28 protein-coding genes are annotated in these 24,945 nt (G+C 65.2%); 17 read left to right on the forward strand and 11 right to left on the reverse strand.

The window, feature by feature from the left end; genetic code table 11:
- The first annotated feature begins 82 nt into the window (after window positions 1-82).
- The 5 genes from EKH81_RS16515 (at window position 83) to EKH81_RS16535 (ending at window position 1,739) form a co-directional block, all read left to right on the forward strand.
- Window positions 83-262 (forward strand): DUF7556 family protein, encoded by a 180-nt coding sequence (locus tag EKH81_RS16515; protein ID WP_132060446.1) that lies wholly within the window; start codon window positions 83-85, stop codon window positions 260-262.
- A gap of 44 nt (window positions 263-306) precedes the next feature.
- On the forward strand, window positions 307-531 hold the full coding sequence (locus EKH81_RS16520; RefSeq protein ID WP_202935181.1) for a hypothetical protein: 225 nt from the start codon (window positions 307-309) through the stop codon (window positions 529-531).
- Window positions 532-602: 71 nt separating this feature from the next.
- The gene (locus EKH81_RS16525) at window positions 603-959 is read left to right on the forward strand and encodes an HTH domain-containing protein (protein WP_132060448.1); all 357 of its coding nucleotides are present in this window, start codon (window positions 603-605) and stop codon (window positions 957-959) included.
- Window positions 956-1,411 (forward strand): type II toxin-antitoxin system VapC family toxin, encoded by a 456-nt coding sequence (locus EKH81_RS16530; protein WP_132060450.1) that lies wholly within the window; start codon window positions 956-958, stop codon window positions 1,409-1,411. The genes EKH81_RS16525 and EKH81_RS16530 overlap by 4 nt, the downstream gene beginning before the upstream one ends.
- 127 nt (window positions 1,412-1,538) lie before the next feature.
- Window positions 1,539-1,739 (forward strand): XapX domain-containing protein, encoded by a 201-nt coding sequence (locus EKH81_RS16535; protein ID WP_132060452.1) that lies wholly within the window; start codon window positions 1,539-1,541, stop codon window positions 1,737-1,739.
- Between the two features lie 49 nt (window positions 1,740-1,788).
- Here EKH81_RS16535 and EKH81_RS16540 read toward each other — a convergent pair whose 3' ends face one another.
- Window positions 1,789-3,087 carry a 5'-deoxyadenosine deaminase gene (locus EKH81_RS16540; RefSeq protein WP_132060454.1) on the reverse strand — a complete coding sequence of 433 codons (1,299 nt, stop codon included), beginning with the start codon at window positions 3,085-3,087 and terminating at the stop codon, window positions 1,789-1,791.
- Between the two features lie 132 nt (window positions 3,088-3,219).
- Here EKH81_RS16540 and EKH81_RS16545 point away from each other — a divergent pair, with 132 nt between their 5' ends.
- A complete protein-coding gene (locus EKH81_RS16545; protein ID WP_132060456.1) occupies window positions 3,220-4,080 on the forward strand; it encodes a DUF6498-containing protein in 861 nt (286 codons plus the stop codon).
- 136 nt (window positions 4,081-4,216) lie between these two features.
- Complete coding sequence (locus EKH81_RS16550) at window positions 4,217-4,534, forward strand: DUF8062 family protein (protein ID WP_132060815.1); 318 nt, start codon at window positions 4,217-4,219, stop codon at window positions 4,532-4,534.
- A 273-nt stretch (window positions 4,535-4,807) separates the two neighbouring features.
- On the opposite strand, the gene EKH81_RS16555 is transcribed toward EKH81_RS16550, so the two are convergent.
- From EKH81_RS16555 to EKH81_RS16575, 5 genes are all read right to left on the reverse strand, one after another.
- Window positions 4,808-6,706, reverse strand: coding sequence for an FAD-binding protein (locus EKH81_RS16555; protein ID WP_132060458.1), 1,899 nt, complete (start codon window positions 6,704-6,706; stop codon window positions 4,808-4,810).
- A gap of 10 nt (window positions 6,707-6,716) precedes the next feature.
- Window positions 6,717-7,601, reverse strand: coding sequence for a succinate dehydrogenase/fumarate reductase iron-sulfur subunit (locus EKH81_RS16560; protein ID WP_132060460.1), 885 nt, complete (start codon window positions 7,599-7,601; stop codon window positions 6,717-6,719).
- 1 nt (window position 7,602) lies between these two features.
- Window positions 7,603-7,968 carry a succinate dehydrogenase/fumarate reductase transmembrane subunit gene (locus EKH81_RS16565; RefSeq protein ID WP_132060462.1) on the reverse strand — a complete coding sequence of 122 codons (366 nt, stop codon included), beginning with the start codon at window positions 7,966-7,968 and terminating at the stop codon, window positions 7,603-7,605.
- Entirely contained in the window at window positions 7,969-8,361 is a 393-nt protein-coding gene (sdhC, locus tag EKH81_RS16570; RefSeq protein WP_132060464.1) for a succinate dehydrogenase, cytochrome b556 subunit, read from the reverse strand.
- 140 nt (window positions 8,362-8,501) lie between these two features.
- Window positions 8,502-9,566: a succinylglutamate desuccinylase/aspartoacylase family protein gene (locus EKH81_RS16575; RefSeq protein WP_132060466.1), complete on the reverse strand. Its 1,065-nt coding sequence runs from the start codon at window positions 9,564-9,566 to the stop codon at window positions 8,502-8,504.
- Window positions 9,567-9,722: 156 nt separating this feature from the next.
- Here EKH81_RS16575 and EKH81_RS16580 point away from each other — a divergent pair, with 156 nt between their 5' ends.
- From EKH81_RS16580 to EKH81_RS16590, 3 genes are all read left to right on the forward strand, one after another.
- Window positions 9,723-11,069 carry an ATP-grasp domain-containing protein gene (locus EKH81_RS16580; protein WP_132060468.1) on the forward strand — a complete coding sequence of 449 codons (1,347 nt, stop codon included), beginning with the start codon at window positions 9,723-9,725 and terminating at the stop codon, window positions 11,067-11,069.
- Between the two features lie 110 nt (window positions 11,070-11,179).
- Entirely contained in the window at window positions 11,180-11,743 is a 564-nt protein-coding gene (locus EKH81_RS16585) for a hypothetical protein (RefSeq protein ID WP_132060470.1), read from the forward strand.
- 59 nt (window positions 11,744-11,802) lie between these two features.
- Window positions 11,803-12,102, forward strand: a complete 300-nt coding sequence (locus EKH81_RS16590) for a DUF7545 family protein (RefSeq protein ID WP_132060472.1) — start codon at window positions 11,803-11,805, stop codon at window positions 12,100-12,102.
- A gap of 46 nt (window positions 12,103-12,148) precedes the next feature.
- Here EKH81_RS16590 and EKH81_RS16595 read toward each other — a convergent pair whose 3' ends face one another.
- A complete protein-coding gene (locus EKH81_RS16595) occupies window positions 12,149-12,826 on the reverse strand; it encodes a 2,5-diamino-6-(ribosylamino)-4(3H)-pyrimidinone 5'-phosphate reductase (protein WP_132060474.1) in 678 nt (225 codons plus the stop codon).
- A gap of 180 nt (window positions 12,827-13,006) precedes the next feature.
- Here EKH81_RS16595 and EKH81_RS16600 point away from each other — a divergent pair, with 180 nt between their 5' ends.
- On the forward strand, window positions 13,007-13,810 hold the full coding sequence (locus EKH81_RS16600; RefSeq protein WP_162224662.1) for a hypothetical protein: 804 nt from the start codon (window positions 13,007-13,009) through the stop codon (window positions 13,808-13,810).
- A 100-nt stretch (window positions 13,811-13,910) separates the two neighbouring features.
- Window positions 13,911-15,242: an aryl-sulfate sulfotransferase gene (locus EKH81_RS16605; protein WP_162224663.1), complete on the forward strand. Its 1,332-nt coding sequence runs from the start codon at window positions 13,911-13,913 to the stop codon at window positions 15,240-15,242.
- 42 nt (window positions 15,243-15,284) lie between these two features.
- Here the strand turns inward: EKH81_RS16605 and EKH81_RS16610 are convergent, their stop codons facing one another.
- Window positions 15,285-18,134 (reverse strand): DEAD/DEAH box helicase, encoded by a 2,850-nt coding sequence (locus tag EKH81_RS16610; RefSeq protein WP_132060480.1) that lies wholly within the window; start codon window positions 18,132-18,134, stop codon window positions 15,285-15,287.
- A gap of 163 nt (window positions 18,135-18,297) precedes the next feature.
- On the opposite strand from EKH81_RS16610, the gene EKH81_RS16615 reads away from it, so the two are divergent.
- The 5 genes from EKH81_RS16615 to EKH81_RS16635 all read left to right on the forward strand — a co-directional run bounded on the left by EKH81_RS16615 (window position 18,298) and on the right by EKH81_RS16635 (window position 21,902).
- Entirely contained in the window at window positions 18,298-18,771 is a 474-nt protein-coding gene (locus EKH81_RS16615; protein WP_132060482.1) for a DUF6141 family protein, read from the forward strand.
- Between the two features lie 86 nt (window positions 18,772-18,857).
- Window positions 18,858-19,487 (forward strand): DUF7409 domain-containing protein, encoded by a 630-nt coding sequence (locus EKH81_RS16620; protein ID WP_132060484.1) that lies wholly within the window; start codon window positions 18,858-18,860, stop codon window positions 19,485-19,487.
- A gap of 145 nt (window positions 19,488-19,632) precedes the next feature.
- Window positions 19,633-20,427, forward strand: coding sequence for a class I fructose-bisphosphate aldolase (locus tag EKH81_RS16625; protein WP_132060486.1), 795 nt, complete (start codon window positions 19,633-19,635; stop codon window positions 20,425-20,427).
- Window positions 20,424-21,296 carry a class 1 fructose-bisphosphatase gene (locus EKH81_RS16630; protein ID WP_132060488.1) on the forward strand — a complete coding sequence of 291 codons (873 nt, stop codon included), beginning with the start codon at window positions 20,424-20,426 and terminating at the stop codon, window positions 21,294-21,296. Before EKH81_RS16625 ends, EKH81_RS16630 begins: the two co-directional genes overlap by 4 nt.
- A gap of 54 nt (window positions 21,297-21,350) precedes the next feature.
- Window positions 21,351-21,902, forward strand: coding sequence for an NUDIX domain-containing protein (locus EKH81_RS16635; protein WP_132060490.1), 552 nt, complete (start codon window positions 21,351-21,353; stop codon window positions 21,900-21,902).
- A gap of 5 nt (window positions 21,903-21,907) precedes the next feature.
- Here the strand turns inward: EKH81_RS16635 and EKH81_RS16640 are convergent, their stop codons facing one another.
- From EKH81_RS16640 to EKH81_RS16650, 3 genes are all read right to left on the reverse strand, one after another.
- Complete coding sequence (locus EKH81_RS16640) at window positions 21,908-22,342, reverse strand: hypothetical protein (RefSeq protein WP_132060492.1); 435 nt, start codon at window positions 22,340-22,342, stop codon at window positions 21,908-21,910.
- A gap of 44 nt (window positions 22,343-22,386) precedes the next feature.
- Window positions 22,387-23,475, reverse strand: coding sequence for a D-xylose 1-dehydrogenase Gfo6 (gene gfo6, locus EKH81_RS16645; protein ID WP_238392223.1), 1,089 nt, complete (start codon window positions 23,473-23,475; stop codon window positions 22,387-22,389).
- Between the two features lie 628 nt (window positions 23,476-24,103).
- A complete protein-coding gene (locus EKH81_RS16650) occupies window positions 24,104-24,940 on the reverse strand; it encodes an NAD-dependent epimerase/dehydratase family protein (RefSeq protein ID WP_132060494.1) in 837 nt (278 codons plus the stop codon).
- Window positions 24,941-24,945: the final 5 nt, after the last annotated feature.

Below are 24,945 nucleotides of genomic sequence, written 5' to 3' on the forward strand. Positions count from 1 at the left end.
GGGAGGGTACTGAATACTAAATAGCGGTCCGCGACAAGAGACGACCACGAACCCACGGTAACAGCCTCGGATTGGACTCCCCATGAACTGGACCATCCCACCCGTAGACGACATCGACGAATCGTTCGAAGACGGCGACGTGATGCTCGCGGTCGACGACGCAGACGACGAACCGACGACCATCATCGCCGACGTGTCGAACGACGAGGCGTGGCTCGCGATGCCCTACGACGAGTCGAACACGCTCTCGCAGTGGCGGTGACCGCGTCACAAATTCAATTTCTGTATTAGCGCAACAAGAATTAGATGCCTCCGGTCAAAGAAACGACTGTGTCTACCGGACGCGGCATCCTAACCGACTACGAGAAGGACTGCCTTGCAGGAAAAAACGAAAAGCAACGCGAGTACGAAGCGCGTTCCCGAGTACGTGCACGTATAAAAGGGCCGCTCGAAGCGGACATCGAGTTCCTGAGAGAGCACGACCCCGAACTGCTCGAAGAACTTCAGGAAGTAGTTCGTGAACAGCAGTAAATCTCGCAGTGTGGCGTACCCGTATTGGGTACACCACAAGGCGTATCTACTCGGAGGCTTTTGATTTCTCTATGAGCAAAGATGAGCGCGAAGACACCGGCCGATACATCGAGACGGTTACTCTCGACGACGTACTCGGCGTTTTCGAGACAGTGGACGGGCCAGTAGTCACCTCCGGAGATGTCGGCGAAGCGCTCGATTGTTCTCGAGAAACCGCGCGACGGAAGCTTCGAACACTCGAAGAGCAGGGACGAGTCGCCAGTCGAAAGACTGCTGGGAGAGTCGTGTGGTGGGTTGTTGACGAACAAGAGGTCGTACATGGCGTCGACCCAGACGACTCCTTCTGGAAGTTCGAACCCGGCGCGTCGGGTGAGTCGGGCGTCTCCGAGAACGTCGATGAAGTCTTGTACGACAAGGAATCGGCATGAGCGGTGTCGGCGCAACACCGGTATTCATCGACACCGGGGCGTTCTATGCTCGGGCCGATGAAGACGACAAACACCACGAGGATGCGGTTCGTATTTTCCACGGCATCCAGTCCGGTGACATCGCCTACCGGCCAATCTACACGTCTCAGGCCGTTCTCTCCGAGTTTGCGACGCTGGCTCTCTACAAACTCGGCCACGAAACGGCCACCAGAGCGTTACTTGCGATTCGGGAATCTGATAGCGTAAACGTCCTTTCGGTCGACAAGCCCGCCTTCGAAACCGCGGCAGGGCAGTTTGTGGACTACGACGACCAGCAAATCTCGTTCGTGGACCACACGACCAGTGTGCTCGCTGCCGAGCGTGACATCGAGCACATTCTCGCCTTCGACAGTGATTTTCGGACGCTTGGCTTTTCGCTCGTTCCCGCAGATGTAGACCTGTCTGATAACTGACTGCCGACGGGCCGTTTTTCGGCGGCTGACTCTCCGGCCGTTTTCCGGTGGTCTGTGTCACCGAGCGCCGCGAGTCGACGCCGCCACGGAGAGAATCGCTTTTGAACTCCGAGACGCGACGTTCGGTATGAACACGACGCTCACCCTCCTCGCGCTCCTGACCGGCGCGTTCGTCGGCGCGCTGTTTCAGGTGCTCCAGATTCCGATTCCCGCGCCGCCCGAACTCCCCGGACTGATGGGCATCGTCGGTATCTACTTCGGCTACAAAATTGCGGCGGAACTCGGCTACACGTTCGACCTGTTGGCGGCGCTCGGTCTGGCCGGGTGACGCGCTCGGCGATTCGGTCGGCGATTCGGCCGGCGATTCGGCTGGCAATTCAGTCGGCGGTCGGCGGGTCGTACGCGCGGGCCTGCCGCTTGATTCGGTCAGCGTTCGCGGTGACGTGCTCGCCGTCGTCGTAGAGAATTTCGCCGTCTACCATCGTGAACTCCACGTCGTCGCCGTGGGCCGCGAACACGAGGTGTGAGAGCACGTCGTGAATCGGGGTGGCTCTCGTGAGGTCGGTCGTTAGTCCCACGACGTCGGCCTTCCATCCGGGCGCGAGTCGTCCGACCTGCTCGAAGCCCGCCGCCTTCGCGCCGTTCACGGTCGCCATCTCGAAGACGGTCCGGGCCGGGAGCGTCGTCGGGTCGAGGTCCTCGACCTTCTGGAGCAGACTCGCTTGGCGCATCTCCGTGAAGGGGTCGAAGGTGTTGTTGCACGGCGGGCCGTCGTTGCCGAGCGCGACGTTGATGCCCCTGTCGAGGTAGTCCGGAATCGGCGCGATTCCGGACGCGAGCTTCATGTTCGACGACGGGCAGTAGGTGACGTGGGTGCCGGTCTCGGCCAGAATCTCGCGCTCCGAATCGTCGGTCCAGACGCAGTGGGCCAGCACCACGTCCTCGCCCGTGAGACCGACCTCGTCGAGCCAGCGGACGTTCCGCATCCCGGTGTCGGACTCGACTTTCTCGATTTCGTCGCGGTTCTCGCTCGCGTGGGTGTGGATGCGAACGCCGTCGTACTCGTCGGCCAACTCCCGGACGCCCCGGAGACACTCCTCGGTACAGCTAACCGCGAATCGGGGTGTGAGCGCGTACTGGATGCGCCCGTTGCGGGTGTCGTGGTACTCCCGAATCAGGCGTTCGCTCTCCGTAAGCGCGGCGTCGGTGTCCTCTATCAGTCCGTCGGGCGAGTCCTTGTCCATCAGCACCTTCCCGATTCGGCCCCGGATGCCGATGTCGCCCGCGGCGTCGAACGCTTCGTCAGCGTGGCGAACCGAGAGATGGTCGATGACGGTCGTGACGCCCGATTCGAGTAGTTCGGCGTAGCCCAGTTCGGCCGCGAGTCGCATCTCGTCGGCGTCGAGGTCGGCCTCCATCGGGAGGACGTAGTCGAACAGCCAGTCCAACAGCGCGGTGTCGTCGGCGATGCCCCGGCCGAGCGACTGGACCGAGTGGACGTGCCCGCCCACGATACCCGGCGCGAGCACGTCGTAGGCCCGCCGGTCGTGGTCGGGGTACCGCTCGACCAACTCCTCGCGCGCTCCCACCGCGACGATGCGGTCGTCTTCCACGACGAGTGCGCCGTCGTCCACGACCGTGTCGGCGTCCGCGACGACGGTTCCTTCCAGCAACATTCCACAGTGCCAAAATACCGAGACGGGGATATAGTTGGCGATTTCGCGGACGGCGACGGTGGGAAAACGGGAAACGCGCCACCGCCGTCCGAAAGAGATACGTGTCGAGTGACGCACTCTTTCGAACGCTACATGGCGACACCCGAAGCGCAGTCGAGCCGCCGAGAGTCGCGGGCGAGCGGTCGAACGACCGCTCGCCTCCTTCTCGTCGCGAATCTGGTCCCGCTCGCGGGTCTCGCCGTTTTCGGGTGGCGACTGACTCACGCGCTGTTCGTCTACTGGGTCGAACTCGGACTGGCGCTCGTCCTCTACTTCGGCGTGGTCCTGTTCGCCCAACGGGAGTCGAAGCCCGACCAAAAACGCGGCGGGTCGTACCCCGGACCGATACCGTTCCCGCGTCGGTCGGGTTCGATACGGCCGGTCTCGTGGCTGCCGCCGATTCGATATCGGAACGCTCGATACGTTCCCGCGGCCTCCGTCATCGTGACCGTCATCTGGCTCCTCAGTTCGCGAGCGTTTCTGGAGTACCCGAACTTCGATGTCGCGCTGGGGGCCCGAGCGTACGCCGGGGAGTACGTAGCGTACGTCGTCGCGGCGTACTCGCCCGAGGGACTCGCGCTGGCCGTCGTCCTGTTCGGCGTCCGATTGAGGTTCGTCTCTCGGGACTTCTTTCGTCGCGGACTGGTCGAGCGCTACTCGGCGGCGATGCTGATGGAGATTCCCTGCCGGGTCGCGCTGTTCTGGTTCGGGGTCCTCGTCGCGCTCGCCCCGGTCGCGCTACTCGTCGCCGCGACCGGTGCGTATCCGGCGATTGCGGGCGGTCTCATCGCCGCAATCGTCGTCGTCTCGAAGCTGGCGACCGACCGGGCGCTCGTCCGGATTCGATACCGAAACGACCCCGGTTGGTTCGCGAGGCTGTTCGCGCCGAACCGCCGCGAGGCCGAACACGGGTCCGAAACCGACCGAACGGTCGGCGCGCGACCTCGCGGATAGCATCCTCGTCCGGAAAGCGAACAGCTTCAAAAGAGTTCGTGCGGTATCGTCACCCGTGAAAGACCACGACGACGCGGACCTCCGCGACGACTCGGATCTCAATCCCGACACCGACCGCTCGCCCGCCGACGCCGAAATAAACGACACGCCGACCGTCTCGTGCGCCAGATGCGACCGCGAGTGGGACCTCGGCTACGAACTCGACGACCTCGGTGTCGGGAATCAGGCGGTCGAGCAGTTCGCGCTTGACCACCAGCGACACACCGGTCACTTCCCCGACGGCATCGCGACGTGGCGCGCGGCCTGTCGAAACTGCCCCGAGACGGTCGAGCGCCTCTCGAAGACCGCGGTCCGGCGGTGGGCCGAAACCCACGCCCGACACACCCGCCACAGCATCGAACTCCGGCACGCGACCGACGACGAGACGACGGTCGTCGGGGACGGCGACCGCTGAACTCCGGCGCTGGCAAACCCTCGACCGGAAGCGTGCGTTTTCACAGACTAGCGAATTTTCACAGTCCAGCGAACAGTGAGCCTTCGGCTCGCGCACGAGTGATTCTACCGCGAGCGAGGGGCCAAGCGCGGCCTGAGGCCGCGTTTGGCCCCTCGCTCGCGGCTCTTTTTTGGTCCAGATTTTTTCGAGGAGTGGTGCGTTAGCAGACCCCGCCGCCGCGCGGCGGCGGGGTCTGCGCGCACCCGACGAAGAAAAAAGGTGGAAGCGTGGGTTCTAGTAGCTACGGACTTTCGGCTCGTAGGTCTTCTCCTCGCCGTCGAGGATGACCGGCTTGTAGTAGAGGTCGGGCGTGCCGTCGTCCCACGCGAGCATCGTGTGCTTGAGCCACTCGTCGTCCTTGCGCTCCTGGTGTTCCTGTCGCCAGTGCGCGCCGCGGAACTCGTCGCGCGCGAGTGCACCGAGCGTGATGGCCTCCGCGAGGTCGATGAGGTTCTGCATCTCGATGGTGTGGATGAGGTCGGTGTTGAACGTCCGCGAGGGGTCGTCCACGTACACGTCTTGGTACGCTTCCCGAACCTCCCGGATGTCTTCGAGCGCCTGTTTCAGGCCCTCCTCGTTCCGGAAGACGTTGACGTTCTGGGTCATCGACTTCTGGAGCTTCTCGCGGAGTTCGGCCTGCTGGATGCCCTCGTCTTTCTCGATGAGGTATTCGACGCGGGTGCGCTCGTTCTCGACTGCGCGCCGGACCACATCGTCGGCGGACGCGACAGCGGTTTCTCCGCCGTCGGACCGCGGGTCCGACGAGACTCGCGAACCATCGGTTCGCTCACCACCGTCGGCGACCGCACTTTCGTCCTCGCCGCCGTCCGCGACTGCGCCCGGTTCGACCGGCGTGTCGAGGTTGTCCTCGGTCTCGAACTCGTCGGCCTTCCCGGTCGCGATTTCGGGTTCGCCGAGGTCGGTGCCCGCGGCGTGGCGGCCCGCGCGCGCGCCGAACACGATGAGTTCGGGGAGCGCGTTGCCGCCGAGTCGGTTCGACCCGTGGACCGAGACACAGGCGCACTCGCCCGCGGCGTACAGGCCGTCGATGCAGGTCTGACCGTGTTCGTTGGTCTCGACCCCGCCCATCGCGTAGTGCTGGCCGGGCTTGACCGGCATCGGCTCTTCGAGGCCGTCGACGCCCTCGAAGTCGCGCGCGAGGTGGAGGATGTTTTCGAGGCGGTCGGTGATGCGCTCCTCGCCGAGGTGGCGCATGTCGAGGTAGACGTACTCGTCGTCCACGCCTCGGCCCTCGTTGATTTCGGTGAGTTCGGCGCGCGAAACCACGTCGCGCGAGGCGAGTTCCCCGGCGTTGTTCGCGTAGCCGTACTCGAACATGAAGCGTTCTCCCTCGGCGTTGTAGAGGATACCGCCCTCTCCGCGCACGCCCTCCGAAATCAGGACCCCCGTGGAGGGGAGCGTGGTCGGGTGGAACTGGATGAACTCCATGTCTTCGAGCGGCGCGCCCGCCCGATACGCCATCGCCGCGCCGTCGCCGGTGTTGGCGACCGCGTTGGTGGTGTGGTCGTACACCTGCCCGAGACCGCCGGTCGCGAGGATGACGCCGTTTCGCGCCTTGAACCCCTCTATCTGACCGGTCTTGATGTCGTAGGCGACCACGCCGTGACACTGCCGGTCGCTCGGGTCGTCCTCGTCGGTGACCGCGAGACGGCTGACGTACCACTCGTCGTACACCTGAATCCCGCGCTTGACGACCTGCTCGTACATCGTGTGGAGCAGGTGGTGGCCGGTCTCGGCCCCGGCGTAGGTGGTTCGGGGGAACGAGAGGCCGCCGAACGGTCGCTGAGAGACGCGGCCGTCGTCCTCGCGCGAGAACGGCATCCCCCAGTGTTCGAGTTGGACGGTCTCTCCGGGACTGTCCTGGGCCAGCGTCTCGATTGCCGGGGCGTCGCCGAGGTAGTCCGACCCCTTCATCGTGTCGTAGGCGTGGAGGTCCCACGAGTCGCCGTCGCGAATCGCGGCGTTGATGCCGCCCTCGGCCGCGCCCGTGTGACTTCGGACCGGGTGAAGCTTCGTTACGATGGCAACGTCGGCACCCTCCTCGTGGGCCGCGATGGCCGCTCGGAGTCCGGCACCGCCGCCGCCGATGACTAAAACGTCGTGTTCGTGCATAGTTGAATTGTTACCAGAATTTGAGGTTCTGTTTGACCGCTTCGCGCTTGAGTTCCTGAATGTGCTCGGTCAGCGGGATGTCCTTCGGACAGACGTTCGTACAGGAGAACTGGGTCTGGCACCGCCAGACGCCGTGTTCCTGGTCCATGATGTTGAGCCGATGCTGCTTCAAGTCGTCGCCCTCGCGGTCGTCCATCGCGAAGCGATACGCTTTGTTGATGGCCGCCGGGCCGAGGTACTCGTTGTCGCCCGCCGCGATGTTGCACGACGACATGCACGCGCCACACCAGATACACCGCGTGGACATCTTGATTTTCTCGCGGTTCTCCCGCGACTGGCGCTGTTCTTCGAGGTCGCCGCTCGGCAGGTCATCCTCCTGGAAGAACGGCTCGACCGCGTGCATCTGGTCGTAGAAGTGCTCCATGTCCACGACGAGGTCCTTCACCACGTCCTGATGGGGGAGCGGTTCGACCCGAATCGGGGCTTCGAGGTCCGAGATCTGGGTCTGACACCCGAGTCGCTGGCGGCCGTTGACGAAGAACGCGTCCGACCCGCACACCGCCTGCCGACACGAGTGGCGGAACGTCAGCGTGGTGTCGTAGTGGTCCCGGGCGTAGATGAGCGCGTCGAGGACGGTCATCCCCTTCTCGCGGGGGACGTAGAAGTCGTCGAATCGCGGCTCCATCTTGCCTTCGACCTCGGGGTCGTAGCGGAACACCTTGAGTCGGAAGGTGTCGTCGTCCGCGCGCCCGACCGGTTCGGACCCGACGGCCTGGTCGCTGGCGGTTCGCTTCTCTGCGCGTCGCCGGTCGCCGGGCGATTGGCGCTCGGCGGGAGCGGTCTCTGCCTCTGTCTCGGTCGGCTCGTCTGCTTCCTCTTGGATTTGCGTACTCATGTTACATCACTCCGGACATCACGAGCGCGACGTAGGTCCCCTGCGCCGCGAGCGCGAGCGCCGCGACGGCCAGCACGACCTGTACGACGCGCTTTTTCGTGCCGGTGAGTCCCTGATTCAACAGCGCGGCGTAGACGCCGTTGACGCCGTGGAACGTCGCGGTCAGCAGGAACAGCACCATCGTCAGCAGGTAGCCCCACTCCTCCATCCGCGCGGTGGTCTGAGCGAACGTCACTTCGGAGGCGTGGTTGACGAAGTGGAGCAGGAAGAAGTGGAACGCGAGCACCACCACGAGGAACGCCGCCGTGACTCGCTGGAGGAACCACGGAAGGCTCCCGCTACTGAACGAGGAGTAGCGTTCGGCCATTTAAAACGCCCCCTCCAGGAACGTCGGAATCGACGCTAACACGATGACGGCGGTCACGACGAGCGATGCGTAGAAGCTCTTGTCCTGGGCTTCGAGTCCGACGCCGAGGTCCACGAACAGCAGGCGGACCCCGTTCAGGATGTGGAAGACGGCGACCGCGAGCAGTCCGACTTCCATGACGCGGACGAGAAGCAGGCTTTCGAGCCCCTGAAGCGTGTTGGTGTAGGCGTTGGCACCGGAGAGCGCGGTACTCAGCACGGCGATGTGGGTGAACAGATAGCCGATGAGTACCCACCCGGTGAATTTGTGAAGTATCCAGGCCCACATCCCGGCCGTGAACTCCCGCCACCGGCCGAAATCTTCGATGAGGCCCCGATTGTACGATTGACTCATACTTGTCCGTTCGGGAAGTTGGACCGTGGGCAAATAGAAGTTACGAGAAACGCGCCGCCTCGATACGTTGGAAATCCGCGAGGACGACGCGCGATTTCGGCCGCCGCCGTCGCGTCCCTCCCAATATCACGTACTCGACACTACCGCGTCTCGGGCGGCGGCGACACGTCGCCGTCGCCCTCCCGGTCGTTTCTCGCCCGGTCGCGTTTCAGGGCGCGTCGGGTGTCGGCCGCGAGTTCGACCATGTGACACAGCGGATTCCCCGGATACACGACCGGATTTTCGAGGACGCCGACGAGCAGTCCCGTGAAGGGCGCGCGAACGCGCTCGCTGTCGGTCTTGAACGGGTTCGTGATGGTGCAGATGACGTCACCCTCGTAGACGAGCGACCCGCGGTCGTGGTGCATCTCCACGATGCCGCCCACGTCGGCCCGGAGCCACGTCTTCTCCTTGTCGTCGTCGATGATGGTGCGCCACCCCGGCCACTTGACCGCGTCGGTGCGGTGGACGCCGAACTCCGCGAGGACGCTCTCGACGCCTTCGAGGCCCCGGTCGATGAACTCGCGTTGGAAGCGGTGGGCCTCGCCCATCTCGATGGTGATGGTCGGCGTCCCGTACTCGCTGGCTTCCCGGCGGAGCGCGCCGGTCGGCCCCTCCGAGGAGATGATGACGTTCGACCCGAACGCCTTGGCGACTCGCGCGACTTCGGGGTCGTTCATGTCCGCGCGAGCGTGGAGCATGTTCGTTCGCCCGCGCGTGGAGGTGTGAAAGTCGAGGCCCACGTCGCACGGGGCGACGAAGTTCCGGAATATCTGGTGGGCCATTCGCTTCGCGCTGGTCGAGTCGGGACTCCCCGGGAACGACCGATTCAGGTCGCGGTCGTAGATGGGGAGGTAGCGCTCCTGGGCGATGAAGCCCGGGACGTTCAGCACGGGGAGACAGACCAGCGTGCCACAGAGGTCGTCGTGGTTCCACTCGTGGGCGACTTCCCGAACGACCTCGATGCCGTTGAGTTCGTCGCCGTGGGCCGCCGCCGAGAGGAACACGGTAGGTCCCGGTTCGGCACCGTTGACGATGGTGACGGGAATGCGAACCGGGTCGCCGAGATACGTCTCGCTGATGCCGTACCGAATGTTCTGCGTCTCGCCCGGTTTGACGATGCCGCCGTTGTAGGTGAATGCGTCGTCGTCGTCCGACCCGGTCATATCACCCTCTCGGACCGCGCCGTATATAACAGATTGGAACTCGAAAAGTCGTCGGCGCGACCCGGCCGCCGCCGGAGAGATGTGATTCGACACCGATTCACACCGAACGTTCGATACCCTCCTTTTTAAGATGGGCCGCATAATATATGTACACCAATGAGTGACGACGGTTCTGGCGTGCGCGTGGGTGTGCTGAGTCTACACAACAGTAAGGAAACCAAGGCGATTCTGAACGCAATCGAAGACCTCGGTCACGACCCCCACTGGCTTCGTGAAGAGAACACCGCGGTCCGAATCGAGGACGGGACCGTCCACCTCGAACCCGAAATCGACGTGGTGGCGAACCGACTCCTGCTGTCGAACACCGAACAGCCCTCCGAGGCGCTCGGACTCGCGAAAATCTACGATTCGCTGGTCCCGGTCCTCAACGGACCGAGTTCGGTGATGACCGCGATTCACAAATTCTCGACCGCGACCGCACTGAGCGACGCCGGAATCCCGGTGCCCGACGCGCTCCTCGCGCTGTCGAACGACCGCCTCAACGACGGCCGGGCCGACTTCGGCGAGGAGGCCGTCTACAAGACCGCCATCGGCACCCACGGCGGCGGCACGTGGAAGGTCGGGCCGGACGAACTCGTGAACCCCCGCGTCGGCGACCGGCAGGCGTTCCTGCAGGAACTCATCGAGCGCGACGAGGGCGAACACCGCGACCTTCGCGTGTACGTGGTCGGCGACCGCATCGTCGGCGCGATGAACCGCTACGCGCCCGACAACGACTGGCGGACCAACGTCGCGCTCGGCGGCGCGGTCGAGGACGCGACCGATAGACTCCCGAAGGAGGTCGCCGAAATCGCGCGCGACGCCACCGAAACCATCGGTCTCGACTGCGCGGGCGTGGACCTCATCGAGGGTCACGACGGCTGGCACGTCCTCGAAGTCAACCCCACGGCGGGGTTCAAGGGGCTGTTCAAGGCCACCGGCCGGAGCGCCGCACCCTACATCGCCCAGCTCGCCATCGAGCGCGGCGGCGGTACCGTGGACGAGCGCCGGGTCGAAGACCTGAGCGCGACCCTCGACGACTCGGTGCCCGCGTGCAAGCCCATCCCCAGAGAGACCGCGCCGGGCGAACCGGTCGTCATCGGCTACACCGAGGAGGTCGTCCTGAGCGGCACGAGCGGGTCGGAAACCGTCCTCGCCAAGTCCGACACCGGCGCGACCCGGACGAGCATCGACACCAAGCTCGCGGCCAAAATCGGCGCGGGACCCATCAAGTCCATCGCTCGCGTCAAGTCCGGCTCCAGCAAGTCGAGTCGGTCCCGGCCGGTCGTGGACGTGGTGGTCGGCGTCGGCGGCAATCGGCACACCGTGACCGCGAGCATCGAGGACCGGGGCCACATGGACTACCCGGTCCTGCTCGGCCGCGACATTTTGAAACACTACCAAGTGAACGTCCAGCGGCGCGTGGACCGCGACGAGAGCGAGACCGAAGAAGAAGAGGAGTGAGCGCCGACGCGTTCCACGCGTAGCGCGGTCTAAGTTCCGCGCGTCGTCGAGTTCGGCGTGGTCGCCGAGTCGCACAAAGCCTTTATCATTTCATTCGACAAACTACTTCGATGGCTTCCCGCCTCGCCCTTCCAGTCCTCCTCGTACTGGTCGTGCTCGCTGGCTGTGTCGGCGTCGGACCGACCGGCGACGAGCCCGCGACCGAGACGACGGAGGTGTCGCAGGCCACGACCGAAGCGCCACAGACCACCGTCGAGACGCCGCCGCCGACCGACTGCGGCGACCTCTGGGTCTCGTTCTACGCGGTCGGCGGTGACGTACAAGACAGGACGTGGAGTCCCGACGCGGTCAGCATCGGCTACACGGTCCCCGGAAACGCGAGCGTCTTCTTCGTCGCCTACGAGGGCACGAGTCACGAGAACGGGACTGTCCTCGGGGCCAGACACGTTCAGCACGACACGGGCTACCCGGTCACGGCCGACGGAGCGCGCGTCTCGTTCGACTCCGCGCTGTCGGGCGACCACACCGTTCGGGTCGTGGCCCACACCGACGCCGACGGGGACGGCGAGTTCGACCGCACCGAAGACCCAGCGTGTCTGAGCGACGGGTCGCTCGCGCAAACGGAGGCGGAGACGTTCGACTTCGACGACTTCGCGGAGACTACCGAGGAGTGAGAACCGCCCGTTCGAGCCGACACCCGCACTTCTTTACGTCCGCCCGCGGAAAGGAGGGTATGAGCGATACGAGCGATGTCGAGACGGCGACCTACACAATCGAATCACCCGACGGCGAGACCGAGGAACTCACCGTGCCGACCGGTCTCGTGGACATGCTCCGCGAGGAGGGCGACGAGCGCACCGAGGTCCTCGCCGACCTGGCGATGCTGTCGCTGGCCCAGCAGGCCCACGCGGTGGTCCACCACGGCCACGGCGACACCGACCCGGAGGCCGAGGCCTACGAACAGCGCACGATGGAACTGTTCGAGGAGCGCTTCGGAACGACGTTCGGCGAGATGACCGGCCACTCGCACTGACGATTACGGTTCGGAGTGCCGATTCCTTTTCGCGCTGAAAACTACGCTACGACTCGTTTTCTTCGACCGCGTAGCCGAGAAGCACGCCGTCGTCGATTCGGTCCACGCCCCGGAGTTCCAGTTCGGGAAAGTCCGCGACGAAGCCCTCGCCGTCGGCGAGGGTGGGGGCGTCCCGACCGCCGAGTATCTTCGACCCGACGTACACCCGGAGTTCGTCCACCAAGTCGGCTTCGAACAGCGAGAAGATGAGTTCGCCGCCGCCCTCGACCATCAACTGCTCGACGCCCTCGTCCGCGAGTTCCGAGAGACCCCGAGCTAAATCGACGCGCGAGTCGTCGCCCGCGGCGACGACTCGCGCGCCCGCTTGCTCCAATTTCTCGACGCGCTCTTCGGGGGCGGCCTCGGAGACGAGAAGGTAGGTCGTCGCGGCGTCGTCCAGAATCCGGGCGTCGGTCGGGGTGCGCGCTCGCGAGTCGGCGACCACGCGCGCCGGGTGGTCGGGGTCGCCTCGTTCACGCCGGGTCGCCCGTCGGTCGGCGTCGTCGAGCGTGAGATGCGGGTCGTCGGCCAGCACCGTTCCGACTCCGACCATCACCGCGTCGCTGTCGGCCCGCAAGGCGTCCATCCGGTCGAAATCTTCCGGGCCGCTGATGGCGATTTGCTCGCGCCGACGCGACGAGAGCTTTCCGTCGGCGCTCATCGCGGCGTTGACGACCACGTGCATGGGCGGTGGTAGTCGTCGGGCGCGAAAACCGTTTTCGATGGCGGTGTCCGACCGTGGTCCGCAGACGTATTCGCGGCGATTTTTCCGAGCGTGGAAAGTAAAGACGCCAGATATATAAAAATTAATCAAAAGAGCGTATTTCGGAGAAAGCATTTACCGAACACCGAAGAATGTGGGGGTATGGACCGCCGCCGTCTCCTGAAACTCCTTCCGCTTACCGCCGGGCTCGCCGGGTGTACGAGCGAGTCCAATCCGAACGAATCGGCCACCGAATCGACCAAATCTCCCGCCAGCACGTCCACGAAAGCGACAACAAAAGAGCCCTCGTCAGTTCTAGTACAGTTTCGTTCGTCGTATCGGTACGCAGTGAACGACGATGGCATCGGTGTACTATCGCCCGAACACGACCAGTTCGTATTCATCAGTCCGCCAGTCACGGACGAGGAACCGGACACCGATGCGTTTCGACTCGCACTTGGCGACGAACAGTTCGAAGCCGTGTCGTCGGTCCCGGGCTTTGCCTCTTTGACTCCCGGCATCGAGGCGGTGTACACTGAAGACAGCAAGTCCGGAACGCTCATGTTCGACGTTCCAACAACCGAGACGGACGCCGCCGCACTGGTGTATGACGGTACGAGCCATCCGCTCGCTGACGACGGGAGCGAACGGCTAGCCACGGCCCCCGACTTCTCCCTGAAGGAAGTCTCGGTCCCCGAATCGGTCACACCCGGCGATTTCATCGAGTTGAGCGTTGCGGTCGAAAACGAGGGCACCTCCGGAGGTACGTATCTCGCGGGATTCAGAACGGGCGGGTATCCGAAAGAGGTCGATATCTTCGTCGAACCCGGCGAAGAAGGAACTGAAACGGTCACGTATGAGGCGTACGACGGTAGCGAAGCGATGTACTTCCAGTTCGACTATCCCGGCGGTGACAGAAGCTACGAAGTCGCTATCGAGTCCGAGACGACGACTGAGACCGAGTAGAAACTCCGGCACGGTCGAACACCGCGGCGGTCGCCGACCAAGAATTTCGACGTTTCCCTTCCGGTCGATTTATGTCGCCGTTGCTGTATTTTCTCTCACGATGCGTCGTCACCGAGTCGTCTTCGCGGCGGTCCTCGTCGCCTGCACGCTCGCGCTCGTCCACGGGTTCGTCACTTCGCCCACGAGCGCCGCGCTCGACTCCTACGAGCGACAGGCCTCGCTCGCGCCCGACGAGCGCGAGCAGGTCGTTCCTCCGCGCGAGAACGTCACCGTCGTCGCGGGACACGGCGCTGAGGGCGAATCCGCCGCGCTGGTCGCGTTCGACGCCGACGGCGAGGTGCTGTACTACAACGACTCCCATCAGGGCTACTTCGACGTGGACTCGACCGACGAGGGTCGGACGACCGTCGAGTACACCGCCGAGCGGGCGTACGAAAGCCCGCACTGCAACGCGAAGTGTACGGTCTCGGTGGTCGAACGCGTGAACCTCACGACCGGCGAACTCACGCGAATCCACTCGGAAATCATCCCACAGGACCGGGGCGCGAACTGGCACGACGTGGACCGGGTCGGCGACTCCGAACTCCTCGTCGGTGACATTCACCGCGACGGGATGTACGTCGTCAACACCACCGCCGACCTGAAGACGTGGGAGTGGTCGGCCAAGACCGACTTCCCGCTGTCGGGCGGCGGCGAGTACCCCGCCGACTGGTCGCACCTCAACGACGTGGAGGCGCTGGACGACGGCCGGTACATGACCAGCCTCAGGAATCAGGACGCGGTGGCGTTCGTGGACCCCGAGACCGGTCTCGAAGAGAACTGGACGCTCGGGAGCGACGGCGAGTACGGCGTCCTCTACGAACAGCACAACCCCGATTACATTCCAGAGGAGCGCGGCGGCCCGGCGGTTATCGTCGCCGACTCGCTCAACGACCGACTCGTGGAGTACCGGCGCGAGAACGGCGAGTGGAAGGAGTCGTGGGTCTGGTCGGACGAGGAGATGCTGTGGCCCCGCGACGCCGACCGCCTCCCGAACGGTCACACCCTCGTCGCGGACACCAACGCCCACCGCGTGGTGGAGGTGGACGAGTCGGGCGAGGTCGTCTGGAGCATCGACGCCTACTCGCCCTACGACGTGGAGCGACTCGGCACGGGCGACGAGAGCGCGGGCGGACCGAGCGCCGAGGCCGCGAACCTCGACTCGCGCCACACCGGCCAGAACCTCGGGGCCGACGAGACGCTCGAAATCGCGGGGTTCACCCCTCGAAAAATCATCAACAGCATCTCGTTCGTGCTGCCCGTCTGGATGGGGTTCGGCCACGTCGCAATCGGCGTCGTCGGGGGGGTGACTGCGTTCGCGTGGTTCGTAGTCGAACTCCGGGCGTCGTCGGTCGCGGTGTCGCTCCGGTGGCCGATTCGGTTCTCGCGGTAGCATCCGAGGGAACTCTCTCGGGATTGAACCGTCGGAGACGGTTCAATCCCAAAACGACTGCGTGCGGGCGTACTGGCGCTCTTGGGCCAAAATGTCGCGATAGAAGTCGTCCTCGTCCTCCCTGAGTTTGGCGATGATTCGGGCGGCGTTCTGCGGGCCGACCCCGCGGGCCGCCAGCGCGATGACCGCGCGCTTGCCGTGGCTCTGGACCAGACTCGCCGCCTTGTACGCCCGTCGGGTCATCTTCTCCTGTTCGTCGTCCTTCTCGTTCGCTCGAACCGCCTTCACCACCTCGTCGGCCCACGGATTCAGCGCCGCGATTCTGGTCGAACCGCACTCGGGGCACTCCGGCCGGTCGGCCACGCGCCGGACCGGCTTCTTGCGCTTCCAATCGGTGCAGTGGAGACACAGCAGGATGACCCGGTCGTTCTCGATTCGCTCTCTCACGGTCTTGATGACGCTCGCGTCGGCGTTCTCGGGCGCGAGAAGCTCTCTTCCCGACGAGCGACCGCCCGACCCGACCGGGGTGCGCCCGCCCGTGGTCACCACCTCGATGTCGCCCGACCGAATCCGGTCGAGGACCTCGCTCGCGCGCTCGACCGCGAGGTCGTCGTGGAACACCTCGCGGACCGCCTCGTCGTACATCGGCGTGTCTTCGAGCGCGCCGAGGAGTCGCGAGATGTTCGGCCCGCCCGACCCCTGCCACGACCGGAGCGCGCCGAACTTCGCGGCGACCTGCGAGAGCTTGAATTTGAGCGAATCTGAGTGCTTCAGACTGAGTTCGATGATGGCCGCGACGTGGTCGGGGTCGGTCTCGCGCAGGACTTCGACCACCTCGGGACCCGTGACTTTCGGCGGTACGTCCAACTCGATTCGGTAGGGGTCGGCGTCCATCCCGACCGACGACCCGGTTCGCTGGCCGACCAGCGACGAGAGGACCCGGCCGAGCGTCTCGTTGGTCTTGTGGCCGAAACACGAATTCACGACTACCTTCTTGGCGGCGTACTCGACCACGATTCGGTCGGCCGTGGGTATCGGCGCGCCCGCCTCGGCCTGCTTGTCGAGTTGGTCCAGCGCCTCGCTCGCGGTGTGCTGGTCGGTCGGATAGCGGTTCGTGAACTCCCGTGCGACTCCCGAACGGGGCGCGCCGCGCTCGAACTGCGGCCCGGCGACCGCCCGCATCTCGCCGACCTCCTGGGCCACGTCGTAGGGCACCGGAATCTCCTCGCCGACCCACGACGGAATCTCGCCGCCGGGGTCCTCTATCGGCGACACCTTCACCGTCTCCTCGTCGTCGTCGATTTCGGTGATGCGCCACATCTCGCCGCGCTGGACGAACACCTCGCCGGGCGCGCCGAAGTTGACGACGAACCGCTCGTCCAGCGTGCCGACCTGCGACCCGGAGGCGATGTCCTCGACGGTGTACTTTTGCTCGTCGGGAATCATCGAGAGGTTCGCGTAGAAGTACTGCCACGTCTGCGAGGATTTCTCGATGCGGTCCTCGGCTTCGTCGAGCCAAATCAGGCGATTCCCCTTCAGTTCCCGAAGGACGGCTTTGAACTCGGACTCCGAGAGGTCCCGGAAGGGGTACGCGCGGGTCACGATGTCGTAGGCGGCCATTGCCGAGAGGTCGCCGAAGTCCATCACGAGTCCCACGACCTGATTCGCCACGGTGTCGAGGCTCCCGTCGTGAATCTCGGCGTCCTCCACGTCGCCGTCTTTCGCGCGCCGGGCGATGGCGAGGGCTTCGAGCGTGTCGTCAGGGTGCTTGGTGATGATTGTCCCGTAGGACACCTCGTCGCTCCGGTGGCCCGCGCGTCCGACGCGCTGGAGCAGGCGCGCGACCTCTCGCGGACTCGTGTACTGGACCACGTGGTCGATTCGGCCCACGTCGATGCCGAGTTCCATCGAGGAGGTACAGAGCAGGGCGTCCAACCGCCCGGCCTTGAAGCGGTCCTCCACGTCGATTCGGGCCTCCTTCGACAGCGACCCGTGGTGGACGCCGACGTTGGCGTCGAGCGTCTTGAACCGCGAGCCGAGCGCCTCGGCGGTCTGGCGGGTGTTGACGAAAATCAGGGTCGAGTCGTGGTCGGCCACGATGTCGAGAATCGCGCGGACGTGGCTCGCGTACTCGACTTCGGTCGCCAGCTCCCCGGCGAGCGTCTCGTCTTCCTCGGTGATTTCGGGTTCGCGGACCTCGAACTCTACCTTGCTCCCCACGTCTACCTCCGCGATTTCACAGCCCCGGTCGCCGGTCAGAAATCGCCCGACTTCCTCGGGGTCGCCGACGGTCGCCGACAGGCCGATTCGTTGGAACTCCCCCGCCAGTTCGCCCAGTCGCTCCAATCCAATCGTCAACTGCGCGCCCCGCTTCGCGCTCGCGAGTTCGTGAACTTCGTCCACGACGACGTGATGCACGTCTTCGAGGGCTTTCCGGAGTTTCGACCCGGTGAGCATCGCCTGCAGGGTCTCGGGCGTCGTCACCAGCACGTCGGGCGGGTCGTTGGCCTGCTTCTGGCGCTGGTAGTCGGTCGTGTCGCCGTGGCGCACGTCCACCTCGATGTCGAGTTCCTCGCCCCACCACTCCAGTCGCTCGCGCATGTCTCGATTCAGAGCGCGGAGCGGCGTGATGTAGAGCGCGGAGATGCCGAATCTGGGGCCGTTCTCGGCTTGCGCTTCTGCTATGTCATCGAAAACGGGAAGCATCGCGGTCTCAGTTTTGCCGGTCCCGGTGGGCGCGATGACCAGCGCGTGTTCGCCCCGAGCCAACGGCGGGATGGCGCGGCGCTGTGGCTCGGTGGGCGTCGAGAAGCCCCGTTCGGAGAGCGCGCCCCGCACCTGCTCGCCGAGTCGCGCGAAGACCGCAGAACTCGCGGCCGCTCGGTCGCTCATCGGACTCGGCTTGGGACGCGAGGGGATTAAGCGCACCGCTAGGCAGGGGCACGCGTACCACGAACCTCCCCTCGGTGACGACGGCGCTCGACACGATTGGTGCCGACGGCGCTCGACGCGGTCGGCGACAACTGACTTGGCCTCGCCGGGCGAATTCCCCCTCATGGAGACCGAAGTCAGATTTCGAGAGGTCCAGCAGTTTCGCCAGCCGTGGCTGTGGGGACTGCTCGGCGCGCAGGCGCTCCTCGTCGCCGTCAGTCTCGTTCGAGGACGGCGGTCGGCGCGCGCGACCGCGCGCCGACTCCTCGTACTGGGGGGTGTCGCGCTGTTCTTCCGGTCGGCGACCCTCTACACCGAGGTCCGGGACGAGGGCGTGTACGTCAAGTTCGCGCCGCTCCACCGGTCGTTCCGCCGGATTCCGTTCTCGGCGCTCGCCGACGTGCAGGCGACGGGGTACAGTCCGCTCCGGTACGGCGGGTGGGGCGTCCGGTGGAGTCCGAGCGGCGTGGCCTACACGGTCAGCGGGCGGAGCGGGGTTCGACTGGAGCGCGCGAACGGCCGGTCGGTGTTCGTCGGGTCGGACAGGCCGGACGAACTGCTGGCGGCGGTGCAGGACACGACGCGTCGGGAGGTGTAGGCTAGATCCAATCGCGAATCTGCTATCTCGGTAGTCAAAACATTCAAGCCGTGGGAGTGAGAGTCGGAAACAAACTGGTGAGGCCCGTGAGCCAAAACGATGTCCTCGACGACGCCCTCGATGATTCCCCCGACGACTCCCCGGACGACTCGACCGACGAGGATGCCCTGACCGATATCCGCTTCGTCGGCCCGGCGACAGCGGCGGTGCTGGCCGACGCCCCGTTCGACGCGACCGGCATCCCCGACAAGACGGTCTCCTACGAGATGCTCGTCGAGGCCGGTGTGAACCCCGGCGTCGCCACCCGCCTCCGGCGCGAGCACTCGCTGTCGTGGTCGTTCGGTGGCGGCGAGGACTCGCTCGAACGACGCTCCTCGAAGGTCAGGGGGCTTCAGGACGGCGAGCGCGAGTGGGTCGCCGCGAGCAGCGGCGACTGGAAATCGGCGGACGCCTCGGCGGCCGAGACCGCCGAGGCGTCCGCCGACGGGAGCGGCGCGGCCGAGGCCGCCGAGGCCGCGTGGCGCGAGCGGAGCAAGCCCGACCCAGTGACCGACGTTCCGGCGGTGGACGAAGCCACCGCCGAGACGCTCGCGGAGGGCGGCATCACGTCGGTTCGGAGCCTCGCCACCGCCGACCCCGAGCACGTCGCCGACTCGCTCGAACTCGACCGCGAAGCGGTCGCGGCGTGGCGCGCCGCCGCGCGCGACCGGTCGTAAATTTACTATTCGAGTAGTAAGTCTGTATTTTCGGGGAATCCGGATTTCGGCGCTCGAATCGCCGAAAAACGACGGCTGTGTCGGAGTGGCAAACTCGGCGCGTGACCATTAGACTCTTATGGAAGGTTATCGGAGTGTGGAACGAATGATTTCGCTCGACAACTCCCCGGTAACGCGCGACGGGAAGTCGCTCATCCTCGCCTACGACCACGGTCTCGAACACGGTCCCTCGGCGGACTTCGGGTCGGTGCCCGAGACGCTCGATCCCGCGACGGTGTTCGACATCGCGACCCACGACGCGGTCACGGCGTTCGCGGTCCAGAAGGGGGTCGCCGAGACGTACTACCCCTCCTACGACGACAGCGTGAATCTGCTCGCCAAACTCAACGGCACGAGCAACCTCTGGATGGGCGAACCCCACTCGCCGCAGAACTGGTCGGTCGAGTACGCCGCCGAACTCGGCGCGGACGCGGTGGGCTACACCGTCTACTCGGGTTCGAACAACGAGAAGGCGATGTACGAGGACTTCCGCGACGTGCAGGAGGAGGCCCACTCCGAGTACGACCTCCCGGTCGTGATGTGGTCGTACCCGCGCGGGCAGGGTCTCAAGAACGACACCAAAGAGAGCGTCATCGCCTACGCCACCCGAATCGCGCTCGAAATCGGCGCGGACATGGCGAAGGTCAAGTACCCCGGGAGCCGCGAGTCGATGGAGTGGGCGGTCCAGTCGGCGGGCGACATGCCGGTCGTCATGTCCGGCGGGTCGAAGGTCAGCGACTACGAGTTCCTCTCCAGCGTCGAGGCCGTGATGGACGCGGGCGGGTCGGGGCTGGCGGTCGGCCGAAACGTCTGGCAGCGCGACGACCCCGAGTCCATCCTCGACGCGCTCGAAAAGGTCATCTTCGAGGACGCGACGGCCGACGAAGCCATCGAAGAATGAGCGGTCGAGACGCCGACGCCGTCTCGAAAATCGTCGAAACGGTCGCCCGGACAGCCCCCGAAATCCGTGGCGGACTCGCGGGCCGCAGGCGGAAAGCTGACGAGGAGAATCCGAGCGGCGAGACCCAACTCGCTGCCGACGTGTGGGCCGACGAACTCCTCGAAAGACGACTCGCCGCCATCGACGGCGTGAGCCAGTACGCGAGCGAGGAGCGCGCGGAAATCGTCGAGTGCGGTGACTCGGGGGGCTACTCGGTCGCGGTGGACCCCCTCGACGGCTCCTCGAACCTGAAATCGAACAACTCGATGGGGACCATCCTCGGCGTCTACGACGCAGAACTTCCCGCGAAAGGCCGGGACCTCGTGGCGGCGGCGTACGTCCTCTACGGCCCAATCACGACGATGGTGGTCGCGCGTGAGGGCGAGGTGACCGAGTACGTAATCGAGAGCGAAGACGGCGAACTCGCCGAACGCCGCGCGGTTCGCGAGGACCTCGCGCTCCCGGACGACCCGACAGTTTACGGCTTCGGCGGGCGCGTCCCGGACTGGACCGACCGATTCGCGGCGTACGCCCGCGACATCGAAACCGAACTCAAACTCCGGTACGGCGGCGCGATGATAGGCGACGTGAACCAAGTGCTGACCTACGGCGGCGTCTTCGCGTACCCCGAACTGGAGTCGCGGCCCGAGGGCAAACTTCGACTTCAGTTCGAGTGTAACCCGATTGCCTACATCGTGGAGTCGGCAGGTGGAGGGTCTTCGAACGGTGGGGGGTCGATTCTCGACGCCGACCCGGACGGGCTTCACGATCGAACGCCGGTGTACGTCGGGAACGCGGAGTTAATCGAGCGATTGGAGTCGATGTTCTGACGGCACGGAAGACAATCAGAACACTGAACACGTTCTCCGGGTGTCAGCGTACGTATGTCCGGTGACTCCGAGGCGTTCGTCGGGAAGATTACCCAGAAAGCGATTCTGTTCGGGCCTGATGGCGACGTGCTGGTGACGAGGGTGGACGACCACTGGGAACCGCCCGGTGGGAGGTTCGAGTTCGGGGAAACCCTCGTCGGGGGTCTCCGGCGCGAACTCCGAGAGGAACTCGACCTCGACGCCACGGTTGGTCCGCCGGTCGAGGCGGCGTACGGCGGGTGGATAGACGGCGAGACGGGAACTCCGATGGTGACGCTCGTCTATCGGTGCGAAACCGACGAGACGGCGGTCAGCCTCAACGACGAACACGACGACTACGAGTGGGTCGCTCCCGAGACGGCGGCCGAGCGCTTGGCGGAGACGTTCGGCGAACGGTTCGCCCGTACAGTCGAACGCGCGGTCGCGCTCGACTGTTCGGAACCGTTCTCGGCCGTAAAAGACCCGTACGCCGACAGCGAAGCCACCAGCGAGGAGATACTGGAACAGCTTTCGGCAATTCGGGCCGCAGACGACCCGGAGAAACTGCTCGACGATAGCCCGAACTGATGCACTTACCTACCGTCTCGAAAGTGCGCCACGGACGCGCCCGCGAGACCGACTAGTCCGATAGAGACGGCCTTCGTCACAGCGTCGTAGCTCACGACGACGGCGGAGAACAGCCACGAATCGGCGACCGGTGCGGGCGACGTGACCAGCAGTACCGCGCCGACCCCGAGCAGGAAGCCCACACCACTGGCGACACCGGCCACCGAACCGAACCGGGCGTACTCGTCGGGCAGTTTCGCCCACCGGTTCGCCCGGTAGCCGAGCGCGGCGGCCGCGAGTGTCGAGACGGCGAACCCGACGGCTCCGAACGCGAGGAAGGCGTACTGCAGCATCTCTGTTGACGGGTACGAGAGGAGTTCCGGGAGCGCGTTCCGGAATTGGTGGGCGATTCCGGCGAGGATACCGAGGAGAGCGAAGGATACGGGGACTTCGGGGTCCATGCCCTCAGCGTGTTCTCGAAGTGTGTAAAAACTCACTAATCTCGCTATCGGTCCTCGATTCTGACTTCGACACTCTGTCCCGTCTCCGCCGACTCGTAAATCGCTTCGACGGTCTCCATGTCGGCCACGCTGTCCCACCCGTCGGGTTCGGGCGTCGTGTCGGTCGCCGCGCAGTGGGCGAAGTAGTCGAACTCCTCGGCGACCTCGTTGACGAATTTTCCTTCGAACTCAAATCGTTCACTGCCGACTTCGACGGTGAGGGTCGGATTTCGCTCGGCGTCGAACGCGGGGTCGATGGACGCCCGTCCGTCGGTGCCGACGATAGTGAGTCGGTCGTCGAAGTGGGCGCGATAGCTCGCACCGCAAGAGGCGGTGACGCTCCCGGGGAACTCCAACTGGAACGCGACGTGCTCCTCGACTCGGTCGAAGGCGGGGTCGGGCGCGGAGGTGGTCGCCTGGGCGGCCACTGGGTCCGAATCGAGCAGGTGTCGGCTCGCGTTCAACGGGTAGACGCCCACGTCCACCATCGCGCCGCCGCCCGCGAGGTCGGGGTCGAGTCGCCACTGGTCGGGGTCGGGGTCGTACCCGAGGACGATGCCCGTGAACCACGCGTGAATCTGGACGGGGTCGCCGAGTACTCCGTCGTGAATCATCTCCTGGAGCCGTCGCATTCCGGGTTCGACCCGGGGCCGATACGCGACCATCAGGGTCACGCCCGCCGACTCGCAGACCTCGGTCATCTCGCGGGCGCGGTCGGCGCTCGTCTCGATGGGCTTCTCGCAGAGGACGTGCTTGCCGTGGTCCGCGGCGGCCCGCGCGTAGTCGAGGTGGAGCGCGTTCGGCCCGCCGACGTACACGGCGTCGTAGGCGTCGGTCGCCTCGCCCCGCTCGAACGCGTCGTAGCCGATGACGTGGTCGGCCCCGTACTCGTCGGCGAGTCGGCGAGCCTTCTCGGGCGACCCGCTGACGAGGGTCGTCACCTCGCAGAAGTCGGTCTCGGCCATCGCTGGCAGGACGTTCCGGCGCACGAACTGCCCGAGTCCGACGAGGGCAAAACGGAGTCGCACGTCGTCGGTCGTCTGCCAGTCGCGCGCGGTGAAGTCCTCGAAGTACGCGTCGAGGTTCATCGCCATGTCGGTTGGTTCGGTGTAAGTGAGTTTCAGTCTGTGGGGTAGTTTCGGGTGGGCGAGTGACTGAAGAGAGATATTTCTGGGGAACGTTGAATGTTCCAAGGAAGTCGTTTCGGAGGCTACACGTTCTCCTCGGCGCGCGCTGGCGCAACGCCGCGATTTGGCGTTGCGCCCAAAGCGTGCGAGGGACGAGGACCGCAACGCCGAACGAAGTGAGGCGTGAGGACCACAGTCGGTTGGGGAGGACGTGGCGTTCGCGGTTGCGGTGCGGTCCTCCTAGGTGACGTGCGAGCAGAACGCGATAGGGATTGCAGTAAGACGAACTGCGAACACGAATCGAACGACCAGCACCGAAGCTTCCTGCTCGCACGTCACAACTGAGAAACCGCACAGCACCGCGACGGCCACACCCTCCCCAACCGACTGCGCTTCTCACTCGTCGCACCGGAAGACAAACCGCGTCTTCCGAGCCTTCGTTCGCTTCGCTCACGAAGACTCCGCTCCTCGTTGCGATGCTCATCCCTCGCGCGGATTGTCGCACCCACTTCGGGGTGCGACCCCACACGCCGGGGAGAATGGTCGGATTTGAAACAATCGGTGCTATCAATGTCGAACCGGCCGACTCAGAATCTCAGTTCTCCGGGGGCGCGTCCCAGTCGTCACCACAGTCTTGGGGGTCGTAGCCGATGACTTCCTTGGCGTGGTCGATGTCGAACCATCGCCGGTCGGGGTCGTTGTCGCTCGCGCCATAGAAGATGTCGAACTCGACCGTCTCGTCGTCGAGACAGCACGCGACCATGTGGGCGAAGTCCCGGCGGGACTGCCACATCGCCTTCATTCGGGCGACCATGTTCTCGTACTCCTCGCTCCCGCGCTCGAAGCGGCCGTCGTCCACGCCGCGCTCGGCATCGCCGTAGGGGTGGTCGTACTTCGGGTCGCGGATGCTACAGATTCGGAGCGCGTAGAATCGGATGTCGTGATTCTCGGCGTAGTAGCGCCCGAACCCCTCGTCGGCCACTTTCGACGCGCCGTAGGGCGAGTCGGGTCTGACGGGGACCGTGTGGTCTACCGTCAGGTCGAAGTCGCGGGAGTAGATGTCGGGCGCGTCGTCGATTTCGTACATCCCGACGGTGTGGTTCGTAGAGGCGAACACGAACGTCTCGACGCCCGCGTCGGCGGCGGCTTCGAGCGCGGTCTGCGTGCCGATGACGTTGTTCTGCATCACGTCGTCCCACGAGGCGTCCGTGCTCGGCTGGCCCGCGAGGTGGATGACCGCGTCCTGTCCGTCGAACGCCGGGCGGATGGCGTCGTAGTCGGTCACGTCCGCGACCACTGTCTCGTAGTCCTCGGTATCGGGTGATTCCTCGCGGTCGAGGAGGGTAAATTCGTAGTCGGACTCCTCGTCGCCGAGGTGGTCGGTGACGGCCGTTCCCACGGTGCCGTGTGCGCCGGTCAACAGAACTCGCATACGCC

Source organism: Halorussus amylolyticus (assembly GCF_004143485.2).
Taxonomy (GTDB): domain Archaea; phylum Halobacteriota; class Halobacteria; order Halobacteriales; family Haladaptataceae; genus Halorussus; species Halorussus amylolyticus.

Excerpts from the sequence above, each read along its gene's own strand:
- EKH81_RS16515 (WP_132060446.1), top strand. The coding sequence starts at position 83 with ATGAACTGGACCATCCCACCCGTAGACGACATCGACGAATCGTTCGAA.
- EKH81_RS16520 (WP_202935181.1), top strand. The coding sequence starts at position 307 with ATGCCTCCGGTCAAAGAAACGACTGTGTCTACCGGACGCGGCATCCTA.
- EKH81_RS16525 (WP_132060448.1), top strand. The coding sequence starts at position 603 with ATGAGCAAAGATGAGCGCGAAGACACCGGCCGATACATCGAGACGGTT.
- EKH81_RS16530 (WP_132060450.1), top strand. The coding sequence starts at position 956 with ATGAGCGGTGTCGGCGCAACACCGGTATTCATCGACACCGGGGCGTTC.
- EKH81_RS16535 (WP_132060452.1), top strand. The coding sequence starts at position 1,539 with ATGAACACGACGCTCACCCTCCTCGCGCTCCTGACCGGCGCGTTCGTC.
- EKH81_RS16540 (WP_132060454.1), bottom strand. The coding sequence starts at position 3,087 with ATGTTGCTGGAAGGAACCGTCGTCGCGGACGCCGACACGGTCGTGGAC.
- EKH81_RS16545 (WP_132060456.1), top strand. The coding sequence starts at position 3,220 with ATGGCGACACCCGAAGCGCAGTCGAGCCGCCGAGAGTCGCGGGCGAGC.
- EKH81_RS16555 (WP_132060458.1), bottom strand. The coding sequence starts at position 6,706 with ATGCACGAACACGACGTTTTAGTCATCGGCGGCGGCGGTGCCGGACTC.
- EKH81_RS16560 (WP_132060460.1), bottom strand. The coding sequence starts at position 7,601 with ATGAGTACGCAAATCCAAGAGGAAGCAGACGAGCCGACCGAGACAGAG.
- EKH81_RS16565 (WP_132060462.1), bottom strand. The coding sequence starts at position 7,968 with ATGGCCGAACGCTACTCCTCGTTCAGTAGCGGGAGCCTTCCGTGGTTC.
- sdhC (WP_132060464.1), bottom strand. The coding sequence starts at position 8,361 with ATGAGTCAATCGTACAATCGGGGCCTCATCGAAGATTTCGGCCGGTGG.
- EKH81_RS16575 (WP_132060466.1), bottom strand. The coding sequence starts at position 9,566 with ATGACCGGGTCGGACGACGACGACGCATTCACCTACAACGGCGGCATC.
- EKH81_RS16580 (WP_132060468.1), top strand. The coding sequence starts at position 9,723 with ATGAGTGACGACGGTTCTGGCGTGCGCGTGGGTGTGCTGAGTCTACAC.
- EKH81_RS16585 (WP_132060470.1), top strand. The coding sequence starts at position 11,180 with ATGGCTTCCCGCCTCGCCCTTCCAGTCCTCCTCGTACTGGTCGTGCTC.
- EKH81_RS16590 (WP_132060472.1), top strand. The coding sequence starts at position 11,803 with ATGAGCGATACGAGCGATGTCGAGACGGCGACCTACACAATCGAATCA.
- EKH81_RS16595 (WP_132060474.1), bottom strand. The coding sequence starts at position 12,826 with ATGCACGTGGTCGTCAACGCCGCGATGAGCGCCGACGGAAAGCTCTCG.
- EKH81_RS16600 (WP_162224662.1), top strand. The coding sequence starts at position 13,007 with ATGGACCGCCGCCGTCTCCTGAAACTCCTTCCGCTTACCGCCGGGCTC.
- EKH81_RS16605 (WP_162224663.1), top strand. The coding sequence starts at position 13,911 with ATGCGTCGTCACCGAGTCGTCTTCGCGGCGGTCCTCGTCGCCTGCACG.
- EKH81_RS16610 (WP_132060480.1), bottom strand. The coding sequence starts at position 18,134 with ATGAGCGACCGAGCGGCCGCGAGTTCTGCGGTCTTCGCGCGACTCGGC.
- EKH81_RS16615 (WP_132060482.1), top strand. The coding sequence starts at position 18,298 with ATGGAGACCGAAGTCAGATTTCGAGAGGTCCAGCAGTTTCGCCAGCCG.
- EKH81_RS16625 (WP_132060486.1), top strand. The coding sequence starts at position 19,633 with ATGATTTCGCTCGACAACTCCCCGGTAACGCGCGACGGGAAGTCGCTC.
- EKH81_RS16630 (WP_132060488.1), top strand. The coding sequence starts at position 20,424 with ATGAGCGGTCGAGACGCCGACGCCGTCTCGAAAATCGTCGAAACGGTC.
- EKH81_RS16635 (WP_132060490.1), top strand. The coding sequence starts at position 21,351 with ATGTCCGGTGACTCCGAGGCGTTCGTCGGGAAGATTACCCAGAAAGCG.
- EKH81_RS16640 (WP_132060492.1), bottom strand. The coding sequence starts at position 22,342 with ATGGACCCCGAAGTCCCCGTATCCTTCGCTCTCCTCGGTATCCTCGCC.
- gfo6 (WP_238392223.1), bottom strand. The coding sequence starts at position 23,475 with ATGGCGATGAACCTCGACGCGTACTTCGAGGACTTCACCGCGCGCGAC.
- EKH81_RS16650 (WP_132060494.1), bottom strand. The coding sequence starts at position 24,940 with ATGCGAGTTCTGTTGACCGGCGCACACGGCACCGTGGGAACGGCCGTC.